This window comes from Croceicoccus marinus (assembly GCF_001661675.2).
GTDB classification, from domain to species: domain Bacteria; phylum Pseudomonadota; class Alphaproteobacteria; order Sphingomonadales; family Sphingomonadaceae; genus Croceicoccus; species Croceicoccus marinus.
This window is the reverse complement of record NZ_CP019602.1, coordinates 1,053,659-1,075,530: the sequence shown is the minus strand read 5'-3', so window position 1 is coordinate 1,075,530 and position 21,872 is coordinate 1,053,659. Positions and strand designations below refer to the sequence as shown.

The 21,872-nt window shown below is 65.5% G+C and carries 24 protein-coding genes; 12 read left to right on the top strand and 12 right to left on the bottom strand.

Annotation, left to right across the window (positions count from 1 at the left end; genetic code table 11):
• The first annotated feature begins 16 nt into the window (after positions 1–16).
• Entirely contained in the window at positions 17–445 is a 429-nt protein-coding gene (locus A9D14_RS05175; protein ID WP_066843596.1) for an HIT family protein, read from the top strand.
• A gap of 13 nt (positions 446–458) precedes the next feature.
• Here A9D14_RS05175 and A9D14_RS05170 read toward each other — a convergent pair whose 3' ends face one another.
• Positions 459–1,211 (bottom strand): phosphocholine cytidylyltransferase family protein, encoded by a 753-nt coding sequence (locus tag A9D14_RS05170; protein WP_066843591.1) that lies wholly within the window; start codon positions 1,209–1,211, stop codon positions 459–461.
• Positions 1,212–1,341: 130 nt separating this feature from the next.
• Here A9D14_RS05170 and A9D14_RS05165 point away from each other — a divergent pair, with 130 nt between their 5' ends.
• From A9D14_RS05165 to A9D14_RS05150, 4 genes are all read left to right on the top strand, one after another.
• On the top strand, positions 1,342–2,718 hold the full coding sequence (locus A9D14_RS05165) for a lipopolysaccharide biosynthesis protein (protein WP_066843588.1): 1,377 nt from the start codon (positions 1,342–1,344) through the stop codon (positions 2,716–2,718).
• A gap of 145 nt (positions 2,719–2,863) precedes the next feature.
• Entirely contained in the window at positions 2,864–3,649 is a 786-nt protein-coding gene (locus tag A9D14_RS05160) for a succinate dehydrogenase iron-sulfur subunit (protein ID WP_066848332.1), read from the top strand.
• Positions 3,650–3,733: 84 nt separating this feature from the next.
• Entirely contained in the window at positions 3,734–4,849 is a 1,116-nt protein-coding gene (gene zapE, locus A9D14_RS05155; protein ID WP_066843584.1) for a cell division protein ZapE, read from the top strand.
• Between the two features lie 112 nt (positions 4,850–4,961).
• Positions 4,962–5,660, top strand: coding sequence for a pirin family protein (locus A9D14_RS05150; RefSeq protein ID WP_066848329.1), 699 nt, complete (start codon positions 4,962–4,964; stop codon positions 5,658–5,660).
• Here the strand turns inward: A9D14_RS05150 and A9D14_RS05145 are convergent.
• Together A9D14_RS05145 and A9D14_RS05140 are read right to left on the bottom strand one after the other, a co-directional pair.
• Positions 5,657–6,880, bottom strand: a complete 1,224-nt coding sequence (locus A9D14_RS05145; RefSeq protein WP_066843574.1) for a pyridoxal-dependent decarboxylase, exosortase A system-associated — start codon at positions 6,878–6,880, stop codon at positions 5,657–5,659. The two genes, A9D14_RS05150 and A9D14_RS05145, sit on opposite strands and share 4 nt — an antisense overlap.
• The gene (locus A9D14_RS05140) at positions 6,877–8,415 is read right to left on the bottom strand and encodes an acyl-CoA ligase (AMP-forming), exosortase A system-associated (protein WP_066848321.1); all 1,539 of its coding nucleotides are present in this window, start codon (positions 8,413–8,415) and stop codon (positions 6,877–6,879) included. Before A9D14_RS05140 ends, A9D14_RS05145 begins: the two co-directional genes overlap by 4 nt.
• A 66-nt stretch (positions 8,416–8,481) precedes the next feature.
• On the opposite strand from A9D14_RS05140, the gene A9D14_RS05135 reads away from it, so the two are divergent.
• Complete coding sequence (locus tag A9D14_RS05135) at positions 8,482–8,763, top strand: acyl carrier protein (protein ID WP_066843572.1); 282 nt, start codon at positions 8,482–8,484, stop codon at positions 8,761–8,763.
• Positions 8,764–8,773: 10 nt separating this feature from the next.
• Here the strand turns inward: A9D14_RS05135 and trxB are convergent, their stop codons facing one another.
• The 4 genes from trxB to thiE form a co-directional block, all read right to left on the bottom strand.
• Positions 8,774–9,739, bottom strand: a complete 966-nt coding sequence (trxB, locus tag A9D14_RS05130) for a thioredoxin-disulfide reductase (protein WP_066843568.1) — start codon at positions 9,737–9,739, stop codon at positions 8,774–8,776.
• A 106-nt stretch (positions 9,740–9,845) separates the two neighbouring features.
• A complete protein-coding gene (locus A9D14_RS05125; RefSeq protein ID WP_066843566.1) occupies positions 9,846–10,292 on the bottom strand; it encodes a cupin domain-containing protein in 447 nt (148 codons plus the stop codon).
• Entirely contained in the window at positions 10,289–11,590 is a 1,302-nt protein-coding gene (locus A9D14_RS05120; protein ID WP_232468785.1) for a L,D-transpeptidase family protein, read from the bottom strand. Before A9D14_RS05120 ends, A9D14_RS05125 begins: the two co-directional genes overlap by 4 nt.
• Positions 11,591–11,668: 78 nt before the next feature.
• Positions 11,669–12,310, bottom strand: coding sequence for a thiamine phosphate synthase (gene thiE, locus A9D14_RS05115; RefSeq protein WP_066843563.1), 642 nt, complete (start codon positions 12,308–12,310; stop codon positions 11,669–11,671).
• 41 nt (positions 12,311–12,351) lie between these two features.
• Between thiE and A9D14_RS05110 the strand changes: the two genes are divergently transcribed.
• On the top strand, positions 12,352–12,753 hold the full coding sequence (locus tag A9D14_RS05110; protein ID WP_087910464.1) for a hypothetical protein: 402 nt from the start codon (positions 12,352–12,354) through the stop codon (positions 12,751–12,753).
• A 57-nt stretch (positions 12,754–12,810) separates the two neighbouring features.
• Here the strand turns inward: A9D14_RS05110 and A9D14_RS05105 are convergent, their stop codons facing one another.
• The 5 genes from A9D14_RS05105 to tkt are packed head-to-tail and all read right to left on the bottom strand — an operon-like array spanning position 12,811 to position 18,530.
• Positions 12,811–13,701 carry a fructose bisphosphate aldolase gene (locus A9D14_RS05105; protein WP_066843555.1) on the bottom strand — a complete coding sequence of 297 codons (891 nt, stop codon included), beginning with the start codon at positions 13,699–13,701 and terminating at the stop codon, positions 12,811–12,813.
• A gap of 59 nt (positions 13,702–13,760) precedes the next feature.
• Entirely contained in the window at positions 13,761–14,960 is a 1,200-nt protein-coding gene (locus tag A9D14_RS05100) for a phosphoglycerate kinase (protein ID WP_066843552.1), read from the bottom strand.
• Positions 14,957–15,427, bottom strand: a complete 471-nt coding sequence (locus A9D14_RS05095) for an MOSC domain-containing protein (RefSeq protein ID WP_066843549.1) — start codon at positions 15,425–15,427, stop codon at positions 14,957–14,959. The genes A9D14_RS05100 and A9D14_RS05095 overlap by 4 nt, the downstream gene beginning before the upstream one ends.
• Before the next feature lie 22 nt (positions 15,428–15,449).
• A complete protein-coding gene (gene gap / locus A9D14_RS05090) occupies positions 15,450–16,457 on the bottom strand; it encodes a type I glyceraldehyde-3-phosphate dehydrogenase (RefSeq protein WP_066843546.1) in 1,008 nt (335 codons plus the stop codon).
• A gap of 48 nt (positions 16,458–16,505) precedes the next feature.
• Positions 16,506–18,530 carry a transketolase gene (gene tkt / locus A9D14_RS05085; RefSeq protein ID WP_066843543.1) on the bottom strand — a complete coding sequence of 675 codons (2,025 nt, stop codon included), beginning with the start codon at positions 18,528–18,530 and terminating at the stop codon, positions 16,506–16,508.
• Positions 18,531–18,845: 315 nt separating this feature from the next.
• On the opposite strand from tkt, the gene A9D14_RS05080 reads away from it, so the two are divergent.
• The 5 genes from A9D14_RS05080 (at position 18,846) to A9D14_RS05060 (ending at position 21,744) form a co-directional block, all read left to right on the top strand.
• Positions 18,846–19,109 (top strand): hypothetical protein, encoded by a 264-nt coding sequence (locus A9D14_RS05080; RefSeq protein ID WP_066843540.1) that lies wholly within the window; start codon positions 18,846–18,848, stop codon positions 19,107–19,109.
• Positions 19,110–19,121: 12 nt separating this feature from the next.
• Positions 19,122–19,454: a cell division protein ZapA gene (locus A9D14_RS05075; protein ID WP_066843537.1), complete on the top strand. Its 333-nt coding sequence runs from the start codon at positions 19,122–19,124 to the stop codon at positions 19,452–19,454.
• Between the two features lie 200 nt (positions 19,455–19,654).
• Entirely contained in the window at positions 19,655–20,245 is a 591-nt protein-coding gene (locus tag A9D14_RS05070) for a 5-formyltetrahydrofolate cyclo-ligase (RefSeq protein WP_066843534.1), read from the top strand.
• Between the two features lie 13 nt (positions 20,246–20,258).
• Positions 20,259–20,480: a DUF2842 domain-containing protein gene (locus A9D14_RS05065; RefSeq protein ID WP_066843531.1), complete on the top strand. Its 222-nt coding sequence runs from the start codon at positions 20,259–20,261 to the stop codon at positions 20,478–20,480.
• 442 nt (positions 20,481–20,922) lie between these two features.
• The gene (locus A9D14_RS05060; RefSeq protein ID WP_066843528.1) at positions 20,923–21,744 is read left to right on the top strand and encodes an IS5 family transposase; all 822 of its coding nucleotides are present in this window, start codon (positions 20,923–20,925) and stop codon (positions 21,742–21,744) included.
• Positions 21,745–21,872 lie beyond the last annotated feature (128 nt).

Below are 21,872 nucleotides of genomic sequence, written 5' to 3'. Positions count from 1 at the left end.
GAGAAGGACACGCCCCATGAACGAGACGACGCGCAAGTTCGGCTATCCCGCGACGCTGGTGGCTGAATTCGAGCACTGGGCCGTCCTGCTGCGCCCTGCCCAGCCGGCGCTGGGCAGCCTGGTGCTGGCCGCAAAGTCCGATGCGACCGCGCTGTCCAACCTGTCAGCCGAAGCGCATGCCGAGATGAAGCTGGCCAGCACCGCGATCGAGACGGCGCTGCGCAGCTTCGTCGATTACGCAAAAATCAACTATCTGATGCTGATGATGGTCGACCCGCATGTCCACGCGCATGTGATCCCGCGCTATGAAGGCAGCCGCGAGTTCGAGGGCACTTCATTCCCCGACGCAGGCTGGCCAAAGCTGCCGGACCTGGGCAGCGCGGTCGCGCTGGACGATGCGCAGATAGCGGCGCTGGTGGCCGCGCTGAAACCGCATTTCGGCTGAGGAACGCAGGCCTTCAGGCCCAGCGGTCGGTCAGTTCGGTCGCGCTTTCGATATCGGTCAGGAAGTCGACCTCGGCCCATTCCGACCCGGCGATCGAGCATGTGCCGACCTGCCCGGTTCCGGCAATGGTGTCGATCACCTTCAGATACCAGTGCTCCACCCCGTCGCGTTCGCGCATCTTGCTGCGCACGGCTTCGCGGAACAGTTCGACGCCCTCGCCGCGAAAGGCGAGGAAGCCGATCGATTCGCAGTTCGTCTCCTCGGCCGCCAGCGTCTTGCCGATGTGCAGCAGGCGGCCGTCAGGCTCGCGCAGCACCTTCATGTCGTCGCTGTCATAGGCGGGCTTCTCGTCCACCGTCACCGCGATCGGCCACGGCCCGTCGGGACCGTCGGCGCCCTGCTGCACCTTGCGCACGATCTCTTCCGAGACCAGCGTATCGCCGTTCAGGATCAGGAAGTCGTCCTTCATCAGATGGCGCACGATCCAGCACGAGCCCAGATTGTCGGCCACCTTGAAGAAGGGGTTGAAGTGGCACTTGATGTCCACCCGCAGGTCGTTGATCTGCGAGATGGCATGCTCGACCTCGTCCGTCTTGAAGCCGGTGACGATGTCGATCCGCTTCACCCCGCCGCGGGCCAGCATCTCGATCTGCCATTCGATCAGGGTCCGGCCCGAGAAATCGATAAGGCACTTCGGGCGTTCGGCGGTCAGCGGCAGCAGGCGCGAGCCCTGGCCGGCGCTGAGCAGGATGGCGTGTTCGATCATGGCGGAGGCCTTTAATGCCAACATGCGCGAACCGCAATCGCGGCGAAACCCGCCCGCCGCCGCGTCCATGGCTGTGAGTTCTCGCCCGCCTGTCTTGCCTCGCGCCGCCAGTTCGGCCAAGCACCGGGCCATGAAGCGAAAACGCCCGGCTTCCCACGAGGATCGTTCACTGCTGGGACGCATGCTGGCCAATCTGGGCTGGCTGATGGGCGGCAAGGGATTCGGGGCGATCTGCTCGCTGGTCTATCTGGCGATCCTGACGCGGACGCTCGGCCTCAAGGATTTCGGGCACTTCTCGCTGATCTTCGGTACGTCGCAGGCGCTGATCGCGGTTGCGGGTTTCCAGACCTGGCGCGTCGTCGTCCGCTTTGGCGCAGAGCATGTCCATCACAGGAACTGGGACGCGTTCGGGCGGCTGGCCATGCTGGCGGGCGTGCTCGACGTGTGCGGCGCGCTGGTCGGCTGCGCCATTGCCTATCTGGCGTTCTATCAGTTCGCCGAGGAACTGGGCCTGAACCCCGAACTGATCGACCTGGCGTTCTGGTTCAATGTCGCCTCGCTATGGGCGCTGGTGTCCGCGCCCACCGGGATCGTCCGCGCGCTCGACCGGTTCGACGTGGCCGTTTACGTAGAGGCGGTGGTGCCGCTGGGCCGGCTGCTTGCCGCACTGGCGATCTGGCTGACCGGGCCAAGCCTGACCCGCTTCCTGATCGCATGGGCCGCGATCGATATTCTCGAGGCGGTGATCTACTGGATCATGGCCCGGCGGCTGTGCCCGCAATCGATCCGGCTTTCCCATGTCGGGGATTTCGGCGGAGCGCTGAACGACAACCCGGGCGTGATCCGCTTCTTCCTCATCACCTTCTGCTCGGCCACGCTGGAAGCTGCCTATCGCAACGGGCCGCTGCTGGCGGTGGGCTATCTGGTCGGCACGCGCGCGGCGGGCCTGTACCGGCTGGCGCAGCAGCTGGCGCAGGGCCTTGCCAAGCTTTCCACTTTGCTGGCCCGCGCCGCCTATGCCGAGATTGCGCGCGCGCGCGTCGCCTCGGCCCTCGACGATTTCCGCAAGCTGATCCGCCAGACGAGCATTCTGGCTGGGGCGGGCAGCGCGGTGGTGGTGCTGATCGTGCTGCTCGCCGGCCGCTTCCTGCTGGAACTGCTGGGCGGCGAGCAATTCGCCGCAGGCGAACCGATCCTGATCGCGCTGGTAGTCGGCGCCAGCTTCGAACTGGCCAGCGTGGCGTTCGAACCGATGCTCGACAGCACGGGACGCGCCAAGCTCTCGCTCGCCTCGCGCGCGTTCGCCGTCATCGCGACCGCCATCGGCATCATGATCTTCCATCCTATCGGCGGGGCCGAGGGGGTGGCATGGGGCGTCGCACTGGGCGGGGCGGCGCATTACATCGCGATGGGCACCATGGCGTGGCTGGTGCTGCGCAGCCTGGTGCGCGCCGACCGGCTTGAGAAACAGGGTGCCCCTATGGGCAATGATCGCCGGGAAACTTGAACCCCGGCCCCGCACTCGCCATTAAAAGAAGTGCAATCCACCGCTTGTGCAGCGCGGCAAGCTTGGCTAACCCGCAGCGCAGAACCGGGCCGCGCGCGTGCAGGCGGGCAGACTGGCGGCCCCGCAGAACGGAAAAGCGACGATCATGGCGACCTTTACCCTTCCCAAGAACAGCAAGATCACCGGCAAGAGCCATAATTACGGTTCGGCCACCGGGGGGAAGGTCAAGAAATTCAAGGTCTATCGTTATGATCCCGATAGCGGCGAAAACCCGCGCTATGACATTTTCGAGATCGATCTGGACGATTGCGGCCCGATGGTGCTGGACGCGATCATCAAGATGAAGAACGAGATGGATCCTACGCTGACCTTCCGTCGGTCCTGCCGCGAAGGCATTTGCGGGTCATGCTCGATGAACATCAACGGCAAGAACGGCCTCGCCTGCACCACCGCGATCGAGGATTGCGGTTCGGGCGAAATCCGCATCACCCCGCTGCCGCACATGGACGTGATCAAGGATTTGGTCCCCGACTTCACCCATTTCTATGCGCAATATGCCTCGATCCGCCCCTGGCTGCAGACCGTGACCCCGACCCCGTCGGGCAAGGAACGCCTGCAGTCGCCGGAAGAGCGCAACAAGCTGGACGGACTGTACGAGTGCATCCTGTGCGCCTGCTGCTCGACCGCGTGCCCCAGCTATTGGTGGAATTCCGACAAGTTCCTTGGGCCGGCGATCCTGCTGCAGGCCTATCGCTGGCTGGCCGACAGCCGCGACGAGATGACGGGCGAGCGCCTGGACGAGCTGGAGGATCCCTTCCGCCTCTATCGCTGCCACACCATCATGAACTGCGCCAATGTCTGCCCCAAGGGTCTGAACCCCGCCAAGGCCATTGCCGAGATCAAGAAGATGGAAGCCGAACGGCTGGTCTGATCCGGGTGGTGCCTGCACCGCCCCGCGCACCGGCGCCGGGCGGCGTCATGGCTGTCGCGCTCATGCGGAAGAACGGCTGATTTCTTGACGAAGCTCGTCGAACGCTACGAATGGTTGATCGAGAACGGTGAACTGCGTCCGGATGCGGAGCAGCGCGCCGCCATCGAGCGACTTGCCCGGCTGCAGGACGAGCTGGAGGCCGCCCCCGCCAGACAAGGCTTCTTCGCCCGGCTGAAGGGCGAGAAACCGCCCCGACCGCGCGGCATCTACATGTGGGGCGACGTCGGCCGCGGCAAGTCCATGATGATGGACCTGTTTCACGACACGCTGGCGATCGACGCCAAGCGGCGTGTGCATTTCCACGAATTCATGCTGGAGGTCGACCAGCACCTGCGCGAAGAGCGCAAGAAGGAAGCCGGCGATCCCGTCGCCCCCGTCGCGCACCAGCTGGCGCAGGGCATCCGCTGCCTGTGCTTCGACGAAATGGTGGTCAGGAACACGGCCGATGCCATGATCATGAGCAGGCTGTTCACCGCGCTGATCCGCGACGAGGGCGTGACGGTGGTCACCACTTCCAACCGCCCCCCGCGCGACCTTTACAAGGACGGGATCAATCGCGGGCTGTTCATGCCCTTCATCGACCTGATCCAGCAGGAACTCGACACGCTGACGCTGAACGGCCCGACCGATTACCGGCTGGAGCGGCTGGGCGGCATGGACGTGTGGTATTCGCCGACCGGCCCCGAAGCCACCGCCAAGGCGCGCGAGGCGTTCTTCCGCCTGACCGATTACCCGCCCGAAGATGCCGAACACGTGACCGGCTTCGACCTGAAAGTGGGCGAACAGCGCTCGATCTGGGTGCCCAAGAGCCTGAAGGGCGTGGCCGTCTTCTCGTTCAAGCGCCTGTGCGCCCAGCCCCGCGGGTCGAGCGATTTCCTGGCGATCGCGCGGCACTACCACACCGTCATCGTGGTCGGCATCCCCGTCATGGGACCGGACATGCGGAACGAGGCAGCGCGCTTCGTGACCCTGGTCGATGCGCTTTATGAAAACGGGGTCAAGCTGATCGCCACGGCCGACGCGCCGCCTGCGCAGCTCTATCCGTCGGGCGACGGTGCGTTCGAATTCTCTCGCACCGTCAGCCGGTTGATGGAGATGCAGTCGGCCGATTATCTGGCGCGCGGGCACGGCGAGCAATAGCGCCCACGGGCACAGCAATGTGCCTTCTTGAACGACCCGCGAAACCGTCCATCTCGCATGCATGCCGGCGGCCCCGACCCATCGGGGGAACCCCGCCGAGTTGAGAATGACGATGATCGAAATCCGCCCCTTCGACAAGCTCGGCAAGGCCAATCACGGTTGGCTCGATACCAGCTATCATTTCAGTTTTTCCAATTATCACGACCCGGACCGGACGGGCTGGGGCCGGCTGCGCGTGTGGAACGACGACTGGATCCAGGCCCGCAGCGGCTTCCCGCCCCATCCGCACCGCGACATGGAAATCGTGACCTTCGTGCGGACCGGTGCGATCAGCCACCGCGACAGTCTTGGCAATGAGGGTCGCACTGGCGCAGGCGACGTTCAGGTGATGAGCGCGGGCACCGGCATCACCCATGCCGAATTCAATCTGGAGGACGAGGACACCACACTGTTCCAGATCTGGATCATGCCCGAAAAGACCGGCGAGGCGCCCGGCTGGGGCCAGCGCGAATTCCCGCGCGGGAATCGCGCCGGGTCGTGGATCACCGTCGCCAGCGGAGAGCCGGAGAAGGACGACGCATTGCCGCTGCGCGCCGATGCGCGTGTGCTGGCGGCAACTCTTCGGGCGGGCGACACGCTGGAACTGCCGCTCGACCCGTCGCGCCATTACTACACGGTGCCGGTGGGCGGCGCGGTGACGGCCAACGGCCATGACGCGCAGGAACGTGACGGCATCGCGGTGACGGGCGAGGAGCTTCTGGCCATCACCGCAAAGGACGACGTCGAACTGCTGCTGGTCGACACCCGCTAGGCAAGGATCTCGCGCGCGGGGCCGTGGCCCAGAAAGGCCGCAGGGCTGGCACTGGCGCCATAGGCCCCCGCGCAGAAGATCGCGACAAGGTCGCCCGGCCGGACCTGCGGCAGGGCGACCTTGTTCGCAAGCAGGTCGAGCGGCGTGCACAGGCGGCCCACGATGGTCTGCTCGCGCTGCGCGGCCGCTTCGCCGAACCGGTTCGCGACCGCCACCGGATAGTTACGCCTGACCACGGTGCCGAAATTGCCCGATGCGGCCAGCTGGTGGTGCAGCCCGCCATCGGTGACGGCAAAGATCTCGCCGTGGCTCTCTTTCACATCGATCACGCGCGTCAGGTAGACGCCCGCCTCGCCGACCAGGAAACGGCCAAGCTCGATGGCGAAATGCGTCTCCGCCAGCCGATCGGGCAGCACGCGGAACGCGGCGTCCAGAGCCTCGCCCACGCGCGCGATATCGAGCGGGGTGTCACCGGGGAAATAGGGAATGCCGAAGCCGCCGCCCAGGTTGCAGTGCGGCACGTTCACCCCGGCCTGATCGGCCAGCTCGCCGGTCAGCGCCAGCGTTGCGGCCAAGGTCGCGATCACGGCCTGCGCATCCAGCGCCTGGCTTCCCGCGTAGATATGAAAACCGCGCCACTCCGCCCCGCTCGCCGCGATCTCGCGCGCCAGCGGCGGGACCAGTTCGGCATCGATGCCGAAGGGCTTGGCCCCGCCGCCCATCTTCATGCCCGAACCCTTGATGTCGAAACTGGGGTTCACGCGAATGGCAAGCCGCGGCGCGATGCCCAGCCGGTCGCCAATTGCCAGCGCGCGGCGAATTTCACCCGCCGATTCGGTGTTGAGCGTCACCCGCGCCCGCACCGCAGCCTCAAGCTCGCCCTCGCTCTTGCCCGGCCCGGCGAAGCTGATCGCATCGGCGGTCATCCCAGCCTCCAGCGCGAGCTGCATCTCTCCGGCAGAGGCGACGTCGAAACCGTCGACCAGCCCGGCCATGTGGGCCAGCAGAGGCGCGAAAGGGTTCGCCTTCATCGCATAATGGATCGCCAGCCAGGGCGGCATGGCGGCGCGCAGATCCGCCACGCGCGCATCCAGCATCGCGCGATCATAGACGAAGACCGGCGTGCCTTGCGCCGCCAGATCGCTCGCCTTGCGCCCGCCGATCGCCAGCTCGCCGTCGATGGCGGCAAACCCGTCGGGGATCGGACCCATCGGCTTCATTGCGCCTCCTCCAGCTCGCGCTGCAGGCCCGCACGGTCGAGCTTGCCCGTCGCCCCGCGCGGCAATTCGGCGCGCCAATGCACCTCTTGCGGCAACATATAGGCCGGAAGATCGCGCCGCAGCGCCGTCAGCAGCTCATCGGTTGGCTCGCCATCGGTTCCGGGCGCGGCGCGGGCGACCAGATGCACCGCCTGCCCCAGCGCTTCGTCCGGCAGGCCCAGCGCGGCACATTCCGCGACCAGGCCGGTCGCCAATGCGGCATCCTCGATCTCCTGCGGGCTGATGCGCTGGCCCAGCACCTTGATCATCGCATCGCGCCGCCCGACGAAATAGAGCAGCCCCTCGGCGTCGCGCCTTACCCAGTCGCCCGACCAGACCGCGGTGCCGCCATATTCCGACCATCGGGGCGCTGGCCTGAACCTTTCGCGCGTGCGTTGCGGGTCCTGCCAGTATCCCTGCGCCACGAAGGGTCCGGCGTGCACAAGCTCCCCCTCCTCGCCCGGCGCGGCGGGCTGGCCCTGGTCGTTCACGACCATGATTTCCACATGGGGGACCGCCTTGCCGAAGGATGCCGGGCGGCTGTCGATCAGGTCCGGGTCGAGACAGGCCGAACGGAACGCCTCGGTCAGGCCGTACATGGCAAACAGCCGGGCATCCGGAAAGCGGTCGCGCAGGCGGCGTACCAGCGTCTCGCCCAGCGCGCCGCCCGTATTGGTCAGTCGCCTCAACGGGGCGACCGCCGCCTCCGGCCAGTCCTGCTCAAGCAATTGCACCCACAGCGGGGGCACCGCCGCCAGCGTGGTGATCTGCCGCGCCCCGACCGCCTTTACCACTTCGCGCGGCAGCAGATAGTCGATGGGATAGGCCGAAGCCCCCGCAAACCAGGTCGACAGCAGCTGGCTCTGCCCATAATCGAACGCCAGCGGCAGCACCGCCAGCACCCGGTCGTCCGGCGCGATGGCCAGATATTCCGCCACGCTTTCGGCCCCCAGCCACATATTCGCATGGCTCAGCATCACGCCCTTGGGCTTGCCGGTCGATCCGCTGGTATAGAGGATTGCCGCCAGCGCATCGGGATCGGCAGCCGAAGGACCCAGCGGGCGGCACCGCTCCGCCTGTTCGGTGACGATCTTTTCGTCGAGCGCCGCGCAGTCCATAGGCAAATCGCCGCCGTGCAGTGCATCCAGCCGCCCGCTATTGCCGATCAGCAGCCTTGCGCCGCAGTCGGACAATATATGACGCACCTGCGCGCGCTTCAGCACCGGATTGACCGGAACATGCACGAAACCCGCCCGCGCGGCGGCCAGAGGCATCACGCAGGTCAGCAGGCCCTTCCCCGCCCAACTGGCCACGCGTGCGCCGCTTTCCCAGCCCTCGGACCGGGCGCGGTCGGCCAGCCATGCCGCCAGCCTGCCGGTCCACAGCTCCAGCGCCGCATAGTCCAGCGCCCGGTCCTTCAGCACCAGCGCCGGTGCATCGGCGGTACCGCGCCGGGACAAGTGATCGAGCGGTTCTGGACAGGCAGGACGGGTCATTCCCTGCAGGATAGCATTCGCCACGCTTGCGTCGACATTTGTCAAAAGCTAAGTCCCCGCTCCGTCATGAACAACGCCATTCCGCCCGCGACCGAATCCGCCGACCGCAAGTTGCGCGCCATACTGGTCGATACGCTCGCGCTCGAGGAAGAGCGTGTTTCCGGCTTCGAGGACGATACCGAGCTTTTCGGTGCCATCCCCGAACTCGATTCGCAGGCCGTGATGGGCCTGCTGACCGAGATCGAGGACCGCTTCGGCTTCATCATCGATGACGAGGATGTCGACGGCGAAATGCTGGAAACCTATGGCGCGCTGCTGCGCTTCGTGATGGACCGGCGCCCCGGCTGAAACCGGCCGATCAAGCCTCCGCCGCTTCCTTCTTCGCGAATTCCAGCTTTCCCAGGAAGCGCTCGGCATCCAGCGCGGCCATGCAGCCCGTGCCCGCCGCGGTCACCGCCTGGCGATAGGTGTGGTCCATCACGTCGCCGCAAGCGAACACGCCGGGCACCGCCGTCTTGGGCGTCCCCGCCTCGACCAGCAGATAGCCGCTGTCGTCCATGTCCAGCTGCCCCTTGAACAACTCGGTCGCTGGCGCGTGCCCGATGGCCACGAACGCGCCCTGCGTATCGAAGCGGCTTTCCTCGCCCGTGACGCTATCCTTCAGGCGCAGCGCGTTCAGCCCGCCCTCGTCGCCCAGGAATTCCTCGACCGTCTTGTTCCACAGCACGCTGATCTTGGGATTGCCGAACAGCCGGTCCTGCAGGATCTTCTCGGACCGCAGCTCGTCGCGGCGGTGGATAAGCGTGACATCGTCGGAATGGTTGGTGAGGTAGAGCGCTTCCTCGACAGCGGTGTTGCCGCCGCCGATGACCACGACCTTCTTGCCGCGATAGAAGAACCCGTCACAGGTCGCGCAGGCCGATACGCCCTTGCCCGAATATTTCTGCTCACCCTCTACGCCAAGCCACTTGGCCTGCGCGCCCGTGGCGATGACCAGCACGTCGCCGACATATTCGTCGCCGCTGTCGCCCACCGCCGTGAACGGCGATCCGCCCGCGATGTCGACGCTGGTGATCGTGTCCCACATCATGCGCGTGCCGACATGCTCGGCCTGCGCCTGCATTTCCTGCATCAGCCACGGCCCCTGGATCACGTCGCGGAAACCGGGATAGTTCTCGACATCGGTGGTGATGGTCAGCTGGCCGCCGGGCTGCAGCCCCTGCACCACGATCGGTTCCATACCCGCGCGCGCGCCATAGATCGCGGCGGACAGGCCAGCCGGGCCAGAGCCGATGATGAGCATGCGAGTGGTATGGGTAGTCATGGTCGGTTCCCGTCAACAGATACGAGCGCCCGATCTAGGCGGCCACGCCGTCTTTGCAATGCCGGCGGGCCGATATGGGGCGCTGCATCCCCAGATTGACGCCGGATCAGCCCTGCGCGGCCCCCATGGGCAGCCAGTCGGGCCTCGCAAGTTCGAAACCGTCGAACGAGAAGCCCGGCGCGACGACGCAACTGACCAGCGACCAGCCCTCGCCCGCCTGCGCAGCCTGCCAGTCGCCCGCGCGATAGAGGTGCTGAGCGTGATGCTCGGCCAGAATGTCGCTGCCCAGGATAATTTCGCGGCGCACATCCTCGCCATTCTCGACGATCGCGGTCGACAGGTTCAGCGGCGATCCCGCGTTGAAGATCCACATCTCCGCCGCGTCGATCCGGTGCCAGTGCGACCGCTGCCCCTGCTCAAGCAGGAACAGGATCGCACTGGCATGGCCACGCGGCTGGCCCGGCGCATCCTCGCGCCAGGTATCACGGTACCAGCCGCCTTCGGGATGCGGCTTCAGCGCGAGGCGGGTTATGATGTCGCCCGCTTCGCTCATTTCTGGAAGATCACCTCGGTCGACTGGTCCACCATCTGGGCCAGGCGCGCCGCGTCCCAATTGGTCAGCCGCACGCAGCCATGGCTCTGCGCACGCCCGATAGTTTCGGGCGCGGAGGTGCCGTGAATGCCGTAATGCTCCTTCGACAGGTCGATCCACACGACGCCCACGGGGCCATTAGGCCCCGGCGGCAATTGCTGACTCTCCTGATCGTCGGGCACGTCCCAGAACAGCGAGGGATCGTAGGAGAACGGCGGATTGCGCGCGATGCCGTAGATGTCCCACTCGCCGATCGGCAGCGGATCGCGGCTGGAGCCGGAGGTGACCGTGAAGGCGCCGACGATCCGGTCGTTCTCGTCATAGGCGATCAGCGTGCTTTCCGATTCGTCGACCACGATGCGGGCCGCCTGCGGCTGGTCGCTGCCGATACCCAGATTGCGCAGCGTGCTGCGCCACTCGCTGTCGATATCGGCGGAGGCGTCGATATAGTCCGCACCGATATTGGGAACGCGGATCTGCTGGCCTGCGCGAAACGAGCTGGCTTCGGCGGATTCGGTTTCCGATGACGAACCGTCGCCCGCGCCCTGCTCTGCTCCGCCGTCCTGCTGGCCAGAGGCCGGCGCGCTGCCTGCGGGCGCACCGTTAGGATTGAGCATCCTGAGCGTCTCGACCGTAGTGTGGAAGCGTTCCGCCAGCTTCTCTTCCAGCGATTCGTAACCCAGCTGACTCATCTCGGCCTGCTTGGCGGGATCGTCGGGAAGCTCTTCGAACCGTCCGATCGCGAATTCCTCGGGGATCGTCACCACGCGGGTCGCGGGCACCGGCTGAGGGATGGGGCGGCCCGATGGCGGCATCGGCGGCGCCACCATGCCCTCGCGCTCCGATGGCGGCTGCTCGCCATTCGCGGACCCCGCAGCCTCGGCAACGCTGCCCAGCAGCGCCTCGCGCGTGGCATCGTCGTATTCGCCCGTTTTGCTGAGATCGTTGGCCTTCTGAAAGGCTTCCAGCGCGTTGTTGGTGCTCATGCCTATCTTGCCGTCGATCACGCCGGGGGAAAAGCCCAGCCGGTCGAGGATGACCTGCGCCTGCATGATCGGGCGCTCCTCGCTATCGGGGGTCGTGTCGGCCGCCTGCGCCTCGCCATCGCGGCTGCGCATCGAATCGGCATCGTTATCGTCGGTTTCCGCCGCCTGGGCGGTCTGTTGTTCGGCAGGTGCGTCGCTGGAGCCGCAGGCCGCGATCATCATCGCAAGTGCCAATGGCGCCGCAAATTTGGCGGCGATCTTTCGGTTGGGCATAGATTCCCCTTCGTCATTCGTTTCAATCGCATAACGCCCGGCGTGCGCGATAGGTCCGAACGACGAAGCGGGGCGCGATCAATCCTCGGAAGGAGCCGGCGCTTCGCCGATCGCCTTGGCAAAGGCGCGAACGGCGGCTTCCTCGTCACCGTTCCAGACCGCGCCCGACACCGCCAGGAAATCGGCCCCCGCGGTCACCAGCGGCGCGCAATTGTCGGGCGTGATGCCGCCGATGGCGACGGAGGGGAGCTCGAAGATGCGATACCACCATTCCAGCGTTTCCAGGTCCGCGCGATATTCGCTGTCCTTGGTGGTGCTGGGGAAGAACGCGCCGAATGCGACGTAATCGGCCCCCGCCTCGCCAGCCTCCATGGCAAAATGGCGGCTGTCGTGGCAGGTCACGCCGATTTGCGCGTCCCGGCCCAGTTCCTCGCGCGCTTCGGCCACCGTGCCGTCCTTCTGGCCCAGATGCACGCCGTCGGCCCTCAGCCGCTTGGCCAGCGCAATCGAATCGTTGACGATGAAGCCCACATCGCGTTCGGCGCAGATCGCCTGCAGCGGCTCGGCCAGGGCGGCGGCTTCGTGCTGGTCCATGCCCTTCACGCGGAACTGGAAGGCCGTCACCAGCCCCGGCGAGGCGTCGATCGCCCGTGCCAGCCGCTGCGGAAAGTCGCCCGACACGTCGAGCGGCGAGATGAGATAGAGTCGCGTTGCGTTCATCCGCGCCCGTCTAGTGCGGTCCGCAAGGAGAGTGAAGCCAAATGCGCAGACTGATCCCGGCAATCCTGCTTGCAGCCATGGCATTGGGCGGCTGCGCGAGCGATCGCGGCTCGGCCGCGAGCCCGCATGCCACCCGCGCCGCGCCGCAAGGCAGCGCCGTGGCCATCGGCCAGCCGGTAATGGCAGGCGACCTGATGCTGACACCGCTGGCGGTGAAGGAGGACAGCCGCTGCGCCTTGGGCACGCAGTGCATCTGGGCAGGCCGCATCGTGGTCAGCACCCGCGTGACGGGCACCGGATGGAGCGAAACCGCGGACCTCGTCGCGGGAGAGGACATGATCGTCGGCGGCCGCACCATGCTGCTGGAGTCCGCCCTGCCCGAGCGCGTTGCCGAGCGCGAGATCGCGGCTGGCGACTATCGCTTCATGTTCTTGGCACGATAAAAGGGGCGCCTTCCCGGCCGGGAAAGCGCCCCTTTTGATGCCAAAGCAAAGAACCGATCAGGCGACGCTGGCGGCGTGGATCTGGTCGATCGCGGCGGACAGCGTGCCGTCGAACTCGTCGTCGCTCTGCTGCGCGCGCAGGTCCTGCAGCAGGCCGCGGCTAAAGCTGGCGATCATGCCCTTGTTCTTCGCCAGCTTCTCGCACGCTTCCTCGGTGCTGTAGCCGCCCGACAGCGCGACGACCGCAAGCACCTTGGGATGCTCGATCAGCTCGGCGTACAGGTTCGCCTCGACCGGGATCGACAGCTTGAGCATGATCTGCTCGCCCTCGGGCACGGTCGGCAGCAGCTTCAGGATCTCGTCCTTCAGGATCTTCTCGCCTTCGGCCCGGCCTTGCGCCTTGATCGAATATTCGGGCTCGAGCATCGGCACCAGCCCGTGGCGAAGGACCTGCATGCCGATTTCGAACTGCTGCTTCACGATGGCGGCGATGCCCTCGGCATTGGCCTCGTTGATGACCGAACGCTCCTTGGTGCCGAACACGCCCAGCCCCTTCGCACGCTTCAGCAGCGCGTCGAGATCCGGCATCGGCTTCATCAGCTGGACGCCGCCAAAACCGCCAAAGCCCTCGTCCTCAAGCCCCTTGTCGATCTTGATGAAGGGCACGATGCCCCGGTCGATCAGCGCCTGCGGGGTCGTCTTGCCATCGACCTTGCCGTCCATCGTCTTCTCGAACAGGATCGCGCCGATCACCTTGCCGTTCGAAAAGCAGGGCGAGGTGATGATGCGGCTGCGCATCTCGTGGATCTTGCCGAACATCTCGTCATCGCCCGACCATTCGTGGTCCTCCACGCCATAGCCGCGCAGCGCCTTGGGCGTGGACCCGCCTGACTGGTCGAGCGCCGCGATAAAGCCCTTACCCTCGGCGATCTGCTTCTTCATATCCATCGTGCATTCCTCCCTGACTTCATTGTTCGAACGCTAATCCAGTGCGCCCCGTCAGGGGCTTAGCGCGTGAGTGCGGCAACGCCGGGCAGTTCCTTGCCTTCCATCCATTCGAGGAAAGCACCGCCAGCCGTTGAAATATATGAAAATTGATCCGCCACGCCGGCGTGATTGAGCGCGGCCACCGTGTCGCCGCCGCCCGCCACCGATACCAGCGATCCCTCGCTGGTCAGCGCCGCCGCGGTCTTGGCGAGCTTGACCGTCGCCTCGTCGAAGGGCTGTGTCTCGAACGCGCCCATCGGGCCGTTCCACACCAGAGTGCGGCAGGTCTTCAGCACGTCGCCCAGCGCCTCGACCGCCTGCGGTCCGACGTCCAGGATCATCTCGTCACCGGCCACCTCGTGCACGTTGCAGATCCGCAGGCTGGACGGATTGGCGGCGAATTCCTTCGATACCACGACGTCATAGGGCAAATGCACGGTGCAGCCCGACGCGTCGGCGGCGTCGAGGATCTTCTCAACCGTGCCGGTCAGCTCGTGCTCGCACAGCGACTTGCCGACATCGACCCCGCGCGCGGCCAGGAAGGTGTTGGCCATGCCGCCGCCGATGATCAGGTGATCGACCTGGCCCACCAGATGCTCCAGCACCGCCAGCTTGGACGAGACCTTGGCCCCGCCGACCACCGCGGCAACCGGCTTTTCCGGCGACCCCAGGGCCTTATCGAGCGCCTCCAGCTCCTTCTGCATCGCGCGCCCTGCATAAGAGGGCAGCAGCTTCGTCAGCCCCTCGGTGCTGGCATGGGCGCGGTGCGCGGCGGAGAACGCATCGTTCACATACAGATCGCCGTTGGCCGCGATTGCCGCCGCGAATTCGGGGTCGTTCTTTTCCTCGCCCGGCCAGAAGCGCGTGTTTTCCAGGATGGCGATATCGCCGGCGCGCATGATGCCGATCGATTGCGCCACCACCTCGCCCGCGACTTCGGGGACGAACATGATCTCGCGGCCCAGCACGTCCTGCACCGCGTCGACCACCATCGACAGGCTCATCGTCGAGCTGCGCGCGCCCTTGGGGCGGCCGAAATGGGCCAGCAGCAGCACCTTGGCGCCTGCATCGGCCAGTTCCAGGATCGTCGGCGCGGAGGCATTGATGCGGGTCTTGTCGGTCACCTGCCCGCCGTTCATCGGCAGGTTCAGGTCAACGCGCACCAGCGCGACCTTGCCCGTCACGTCGCCAAGGTCGTCCAGCGTCTTGAAAGCGGTCATTCCTCAATCCTTATTGCATCGCCCACGCGGATCGTGCCTTCGACAAGCACGCGGCCAAGGATCCCCCCGCGCCAGTCCGGCGTGAGGGCGGCTTTCAATCCGGGGTGAATTTCTTCCATGCGGCTGCAGGGATCGCATTCCTGCGCCACTTCGATGATCAGCGTTTTGCCGATGTGGATGTGCTCGCCCGCGCGCTGCGGCAGGGTAATGCCCTTAGCAAGCAGGTTGACGCGCCGGTGCCACCACGGGATCGCGCCCGCTTCAAGATCAAGGTCGGACAGCGCCGCGGACCAGCCCTCTGCCGTGATCAGCGAGATCTGCCGCTTGCGCGAACCTTCGGGCTTCATCGCGCCGCGATAATCGCCGTGCACACCCTCACGGGTGGTCACGGCGACTTCGTTCACGGTCTCGATGGGGCCACGCGGACGATCGTGCCTTGCGATACCGGCCAACCGCCCGCTGTTCATGCCCCGCGTCCCCCGGCCCGAATCAGATGAACTTCGCCATCACCCCGGCGGTATCGATCATGCGGTTCGAGAAACCCCATTCGTTGTCGTACCAGCTGACGACCCGGCCGAGCTTGCCTTCGAGCACCGAGGTTTCGAGGCTGTCGACGGTCGAGCTTGCGGGGTAATGGTTGAAGTCCGACGACACCAGCGGCTCGTCCGTATAGGCCAGGACGCCCTTCATCGCGCCTTCCGAAGCGGTCTTCAGCGCCTCGTTGATGGCGTCCTTGGTGATGTCCTTCTTGGGCACGAACACCAGGTCGACCAGCGACACATTCGGCGTGGGCACGCGCACCGACGAACCGTCGAGCTTGCCGTTCAGTTCGGGCAGCACCAGGCCGACCGCGCGCGCCGCGCCGGTCGTGGTCGGGATCATGTTGGTCGCGCCCGCGCGGGCGCGGCGCATGTCGCTGTGCATCTGGTCCAGCATGCGCTGGTCGTTGGTATAGCTGTGGATTGTGGTCATGAAGCCGCGCTCGATCCCGAACGAATCGTTCAGCACCTTGGCGACGGGCGCCAGGCAGTTGGTGGTGCAGCTGGCGTTCGACACCACGATGTCGTCACCGGTCAGCACGTCCTGGTTCACGCCGAACACGACGGTCTGGTCCACGCCGGACGCGGGGGCGGAGATCAGCACGCGCTTGGCGCCGGCGGTCAGGTGCGGGCTGGCCGCTTCCTTCGACTGGAAGAAACCGGTGCATTCCAGCACCAGTTCGACGCCCATCGCGGCATGCGGCAGCTTGCCGGGATCGCGTTCCGCGGTGACGGCGATCTTCTTGCCGTTGACGGTGATGCTGTCCTCGCCCGCCTCGACGGTGCCGGGGAAGCGGCCATGGGTGCTATCATAGCTGAACAGCAGGGCATTCGCCTTGACGCTGGCAAGGTCGTTGATCGCGACGAGTTCGAGGTCGTGGTCGTCACGCTCCAACAAGGCGCGCGCGACAAGGCGCCCGATACGTCCGAAACCGTTGATCGCAACCTTGGTCGCCATAGAATTATGCTCCTGTTATCCTGCTGTTTTCTTTGTCGAACCGGAAACTCAGTTCCCGGCCAGTGCAGCCTTGATCTTGGCGGTGACCGCCTCGGGCGTAAAGCCGAAGCGCTCGAAAAGCTCTTCCGCGCGACCGGACGCGCCGAAACGGTCGATCCCGATGTTGAGCCCGCGGGCCATCGTGTAGCGCTCCCAGCCCTGCGTGACACCCGCCTCGATGGATACCCGCAGTATCTCCGAGGGATTAACCTCCGGCAGAAGTTCCTCTTTATAGGCAGCGTCCTGCTGCTCGAACAGGTCGAGGCAGGGCATGGACAGCACGTCGGCACCGATGCCGTCGGCTTCCAGCATCTTCGCCGCTTCGGTGGCGAGGTGCACTTCGCTGCCCGATGCCATCAGGATCACCTTGCGCTCCGCCTCGGCCGATTTCAGGCGATAGCCGCCGCGCGCCGACCTGTTGGTCAGCCGGGACCAGTTCTCGTCCCCCTTCCCGCGCAGCTGCGGCAGGTTCTGGCGGGTCAGGGCCAGCACCGAAGGCGTGTCCGAGGTTTCCAGCGCCAGCGCCCAGCATTCCGCCGTCTCGATGATGTCGGCGGGGCGGAACACGTTGAGGTTCGGAATCAGGCGAAGGCTCATCACGTGCTCGATCGGCTGGTGGGTGGGCCCATCCTCGCCAAGGCCGATCGAATCGTGGGTCAGCACGAAGACCACCCGCGTCTGCTGCAGCGCGGCCAGGCGGATCGCGTTGCGGGCATAGTCGCTGAAGATCAGGAACGTGCCGCCATAGGGCACCACGCCGCCGTGCAGCGCCATGCCGTTCATCGCGCAGGACATGCCAAACTCGCGAATGCCGTAATAGACATAGCGGCCGCCATAGTTCTCTGCGGTCAGCGGATCGGTGAACTTGGTCTTGGTGTTGTTCGATCCGGTAAGGTCGGCCGAGCCGCCGACCAGGCTGGGCAGCTTCTCGGTCAGCGGGCCAAGCACCATCTCGCTCGCCTTGCGGCTGGCGACCGTCTTGGGCTCCTTCGCAAGATCGGTGATGAAGCGTTCGACCGCCGCGCTGGCAAGGTCGCCCACCGGCATCATGTGCTGTTCCCAGTCGCCGCGATTGGGAGCGTTTTCCAGCCGCTCGTTCCACTCGGCATGGGCGGTCTTGCCGCGCTCGCCGGTCTTGCGCCAGTCCGACAGGATTTCGTCCGGCACGGTAAAGGGTTCGGCGGTCCAGCCCAGCTCCTTGCGGGCCGCGGCCACTTCGTCGGCGCCCAGCGCAGCGCCGTGCACCGCGCTGGTGCCCTGCTTGTTGGGCGCGCCCTTGCCGATGACGGTCTTGCACGCGATCAGCGAGGGGCGCGGATCGGCCATCGCGGCGTCGATCGCGGCGCGGATCGAATCCGCGTCATGCCCGTCGCAGCGCACCGTGTGCCATTTCGCCGCCTGATAGCGCAGCAGTATATCCTCGCTCGACGACAGGTTCACGGGGCCGTCGATGGTGATGTCGTTGTCGTCCCAGAACACTGTCATCCGGCCCAGGCCCAGATGCCCGGCAAGGCCGATCGCCTCGTGGTTGACGCCCTCCATCAGGCAGCCGTCGCCCGCGATCACCCAGGTGCGGTGGTCGACCAAGTCGTCGCCGAAGTTCGCATTGAGGTGCCGTTCGGCCAGCGCCATGCCGACCGCCATCGCAAGGCCCTGTCCCAGCGGGCCGGTAGTCGCCTCGATGCCTGGCAGCAGGAAGTTCTCGGGATGGCCGGCGCAGGGGCTGCCCAGCTGGCGGAACCGGCTGATCTCGTCCATCGTGGGATTGGCATAGCCCGACAGGTGCAGCAGCGAATAGACCAGCATCGAACCGTGCCCCGCCGACAGCACGAAGCGGTCGCGGTCCATCCAGTCCGGCGCGGAAGGATCGAATTTCAGATATTCGCCCCACAGGACGGTCGCCACTTCGGCCATGCCCATCGGCATGCCGGGATGGCCCGAATTGGCGGCCTGCACCGCATCCATGCTCAGCGCACGGATGGCGTTGGCCATGGAGGAGACGCGGGCATCTGCAATGGTGGTGTCGGTGCTCATAGGGGTAATCCGGACCTTCCCAATCATAAGGCCGAACAGCCGGTGGATGGCGGACGATTCGGCGTGCGCGGGTGCAATGGGACGCAGGCCATCGCTCGTCAAGGCTGGCCCGTCCCGCCGCCCGTGTCCACCGTCCGGACGCAAAGCTTTTGAATTCAGGGCACGGACTCTGCCTTGGCGCGTAGCGCGCGGGTAACTTTACCGCCGCGTTCCGATGAATTAACCTTGTTTCCTGTTGAACCGGTTTAACAATCCCCATTCGCCCCGGGCCGGGCGCATGGCCGGTGCCGGTTCGACGCCCGATGGAGAAGCTTCATGGCCAAGGCCGATCCGCAACGCCTGTACGCCGAACCCGATCCGGCAGCCGGTCCCGCCGCGGGACAGGACGATCCGCTCGGCCCGGCTTTCGGCCAGCTCGAGGCTGCGCTGTCGCGGCTGGAACAGGCGGCGACGCTGCGACCGCCGATCGATAACGAGATGCTGAAGCTGAAGGTGCAGAACGCGGCCCTGCGCGACACGGTCGGCGACGCGCTGGGGCAGATCGATGCCCTGCTGGCGGACATGAACGGCCATGACTAGGGTTCTTTCCTGATGGCCGGCAGCAATCTGACGCTGGAAATCGCGGGGCGCCGCTTTTCCGTATCGTGCCGCAAGGGCGAGGAAGCGCATATCACCTCGCTTGGCCGGATGATCGACGGCAAGGCGCGCGCGGCAGGCGCGGTCGAGATGTCGGAGCCGCGCATGCTGCTGTTCGCGGCACTGATGCTGGCCGACGAACTCGACAGCCTGCGCAAGGCGCCCGACCGTCCGCAGCCGGCCATGGACGAACATTTGCGCGAAACCCTGTCCAAACGCGTGGAATCATTGACACAGCGCATCGAAAATATCGCGAGACATCTTGAGGGCGGCGACCACCACGCCTAAATCAGTACGCGACGGGTTCTGCCCGGCACGAGCCGACAGAACATCCCTGAGGCTATAAATAATCCAAGGGGGGCTGACCCTGTCCTGGCTCGTGGGCCGGGGCAATCGGCCCCCACCTGATGCTTGAGGCGTCAGAGGATTTCACACGGCAAACGACCCACGGTGGGCCCGTCACAGTTTTTCCGGATGCGGGGTAGACATTGGAAGCCAAGCGCAATCTTCGCAAGAACCTGCGCAAGGCGCGGCTCGACCATGTCGCAGCCCTGCCCGAATCGGTTCGCGGCCTGCTGTTTCGCCGCCCGCCCGCTCCGATCGAGGCGTTGATCCCGGCGGGTGCCGTGATCGGCCTGTATCACCCCACCATCGGCGAGGCGCCCACGGGCGGCTATGCCCGTTTCTTTGCAGAGGCCGGGCACACGCTGGCCCTGCCCCGCTTTCCCGCCGACGGGCAGCCGATGGAATTCGCGCTCTGGACCGACCCATGGGGCGACGGCGATCTTGAAGTCGGCCCCTATGGCGCGCTGCAACCGGCGGACGATGCGGAGGGGGCCGAACCCGACGTGCTGATCGTCCCGCTGCTGGGCTTCACCGCCAGCGGCGCGCGACTGGGACAGGGCGGCGGGCATTACGACCGCTGGCTGGCCGATCATCCCGAAACGCTGGCCATCGGCCTTGCCTGGGACGTGCAGGAACTGCCCGCGCTGCCGGTTGAGGCGCATGACCGTCCGCTTGCCGCGGTGATCACCCCGCAGCGCATGTTCGGCCCCTTTGGCCTGGTGACGGCAAGATGAGGGTGACGGCAAGATGAGCAAGCGCGACTGGCAACCCACCTGGCGCAAGCCCGTCGGCATCCTGCTGCTGCTGCTGGCTCTGATGATCTATGCGGCGATCGCGGTCACGCTGGTCGGTCCGATCTCGCGCTGGCCGGTGCTGCTGCAGGTACCCGTCTGGCTGATCCTGGGCGTGGTCTGGCTGCTTCCGCTGAAGCGCTTCCTGATCTGGATGGAAACAGGCCGCTGGCGCTGAACGCCGGCTGTTTCGCATAGCCCGAAACGACTTCCGGGCCGGCATTTTTGCCGGCCCGAAGCGTTTATTCTCAACAATTTAGAGAATTCCCAAGGTGGCGCGAGTGACGGGGCTCGAACCCGCGACCTCCGGCGTGACAGGCCCATAACCTGCAGCGAAAGTAGCGGTTTCCCGTGTATTACCTTTTGCGCCGAACCTCCTTTACCTAGCCAAATCGACCCAAAATGGCGCCCATAGGTTCGCGTGAACCTGAGAGCGCCGGTTCGCAGCCGAAGCATATCGGCCATCAAAAAGGCTAACGCCATCCGCCTATGACAGCAATACGATGCTCGATGCCTTAGAGCCTGATCCGAAATTAAGTTGAGTGGTATCAGCTGGTTAGCTTGACGCTTACTCAAGTCGTTGATTCAGCGGTTTTGCAACGAACCGAAGGAAATCAACGATGTGGACCGACACCACTCGGACGCAGTATGCCCGCGCGGAACTGGCATTGCCAAGTGATTTGACCGATGCCGAATGGGCGGTGCTGGAGCCGTTCTTCCCGCCACCTTCTCATGTTGGCCGCCCTCGCAAGTGGCCGCTGCGGCGGATTGTCGAAGCGATCCTGTATCTGCTGCGGGGCGGACTGCCATGGCGGATGCTACCGCCCTGCTTTCCGCCGGTCTCGACGGTGCGACGCTGGTTCTACCTGTGGCGTGATAACAGGCTGTGGCTGTCGCTCAATCATGTCCTGTTGCTGATCGGGCGCGAAGCTGTAGGCCGCGAGGCGTCGCCAAGCGCCGGAGTGATCGACAGCCAGAGCGTCAAAACCACGGAAAGTGGCGGCTCACGGGGCTATGACGCAGGCAAGAAGATCAAGGGACGCAAGCGCCACATCCTCACCGACACCGATGGAAATCTCGTTCATGCGGTGATCCACACCGCCGACATCCAGGATCGTGATGGCGCACCGCTGGTGCTCGCCGAAATCATCCATCGCTTCCCGTGGCTACGGCATGTCTTCGCCGATGGCGGATATGCTGGCGACAAGCTCCGCCAGGCGTTGCGCAGGGTTGGTAAGTGGACCGTCGAAATCGTCAAACGGTCCGACACAGCAAAGGGCTTTGAGGTTCTCCCACGCCGCTGGGTTGTCGAGCGCACCCTGGCATGGCTCAACCGAAACCGACGTCTCGCAAAGGACTTCGAGCAGACCATCGCCTCGGCAACCGCGTGGCTCTTCATCGCCTCGATCCAGCTCCTCACGCGCCGCATCACAAGGCTATGAAATCACGTCGGTTAGTTTTGAATCAGACTCTTAGACCATCAACGCTGCGCTGCTGGCAGTCTTTCGTGCCGTCACAGTCGATTATCGCAACGGGGTCTTGGAGTTTGAGTGGCAGCATGGGGGAGACG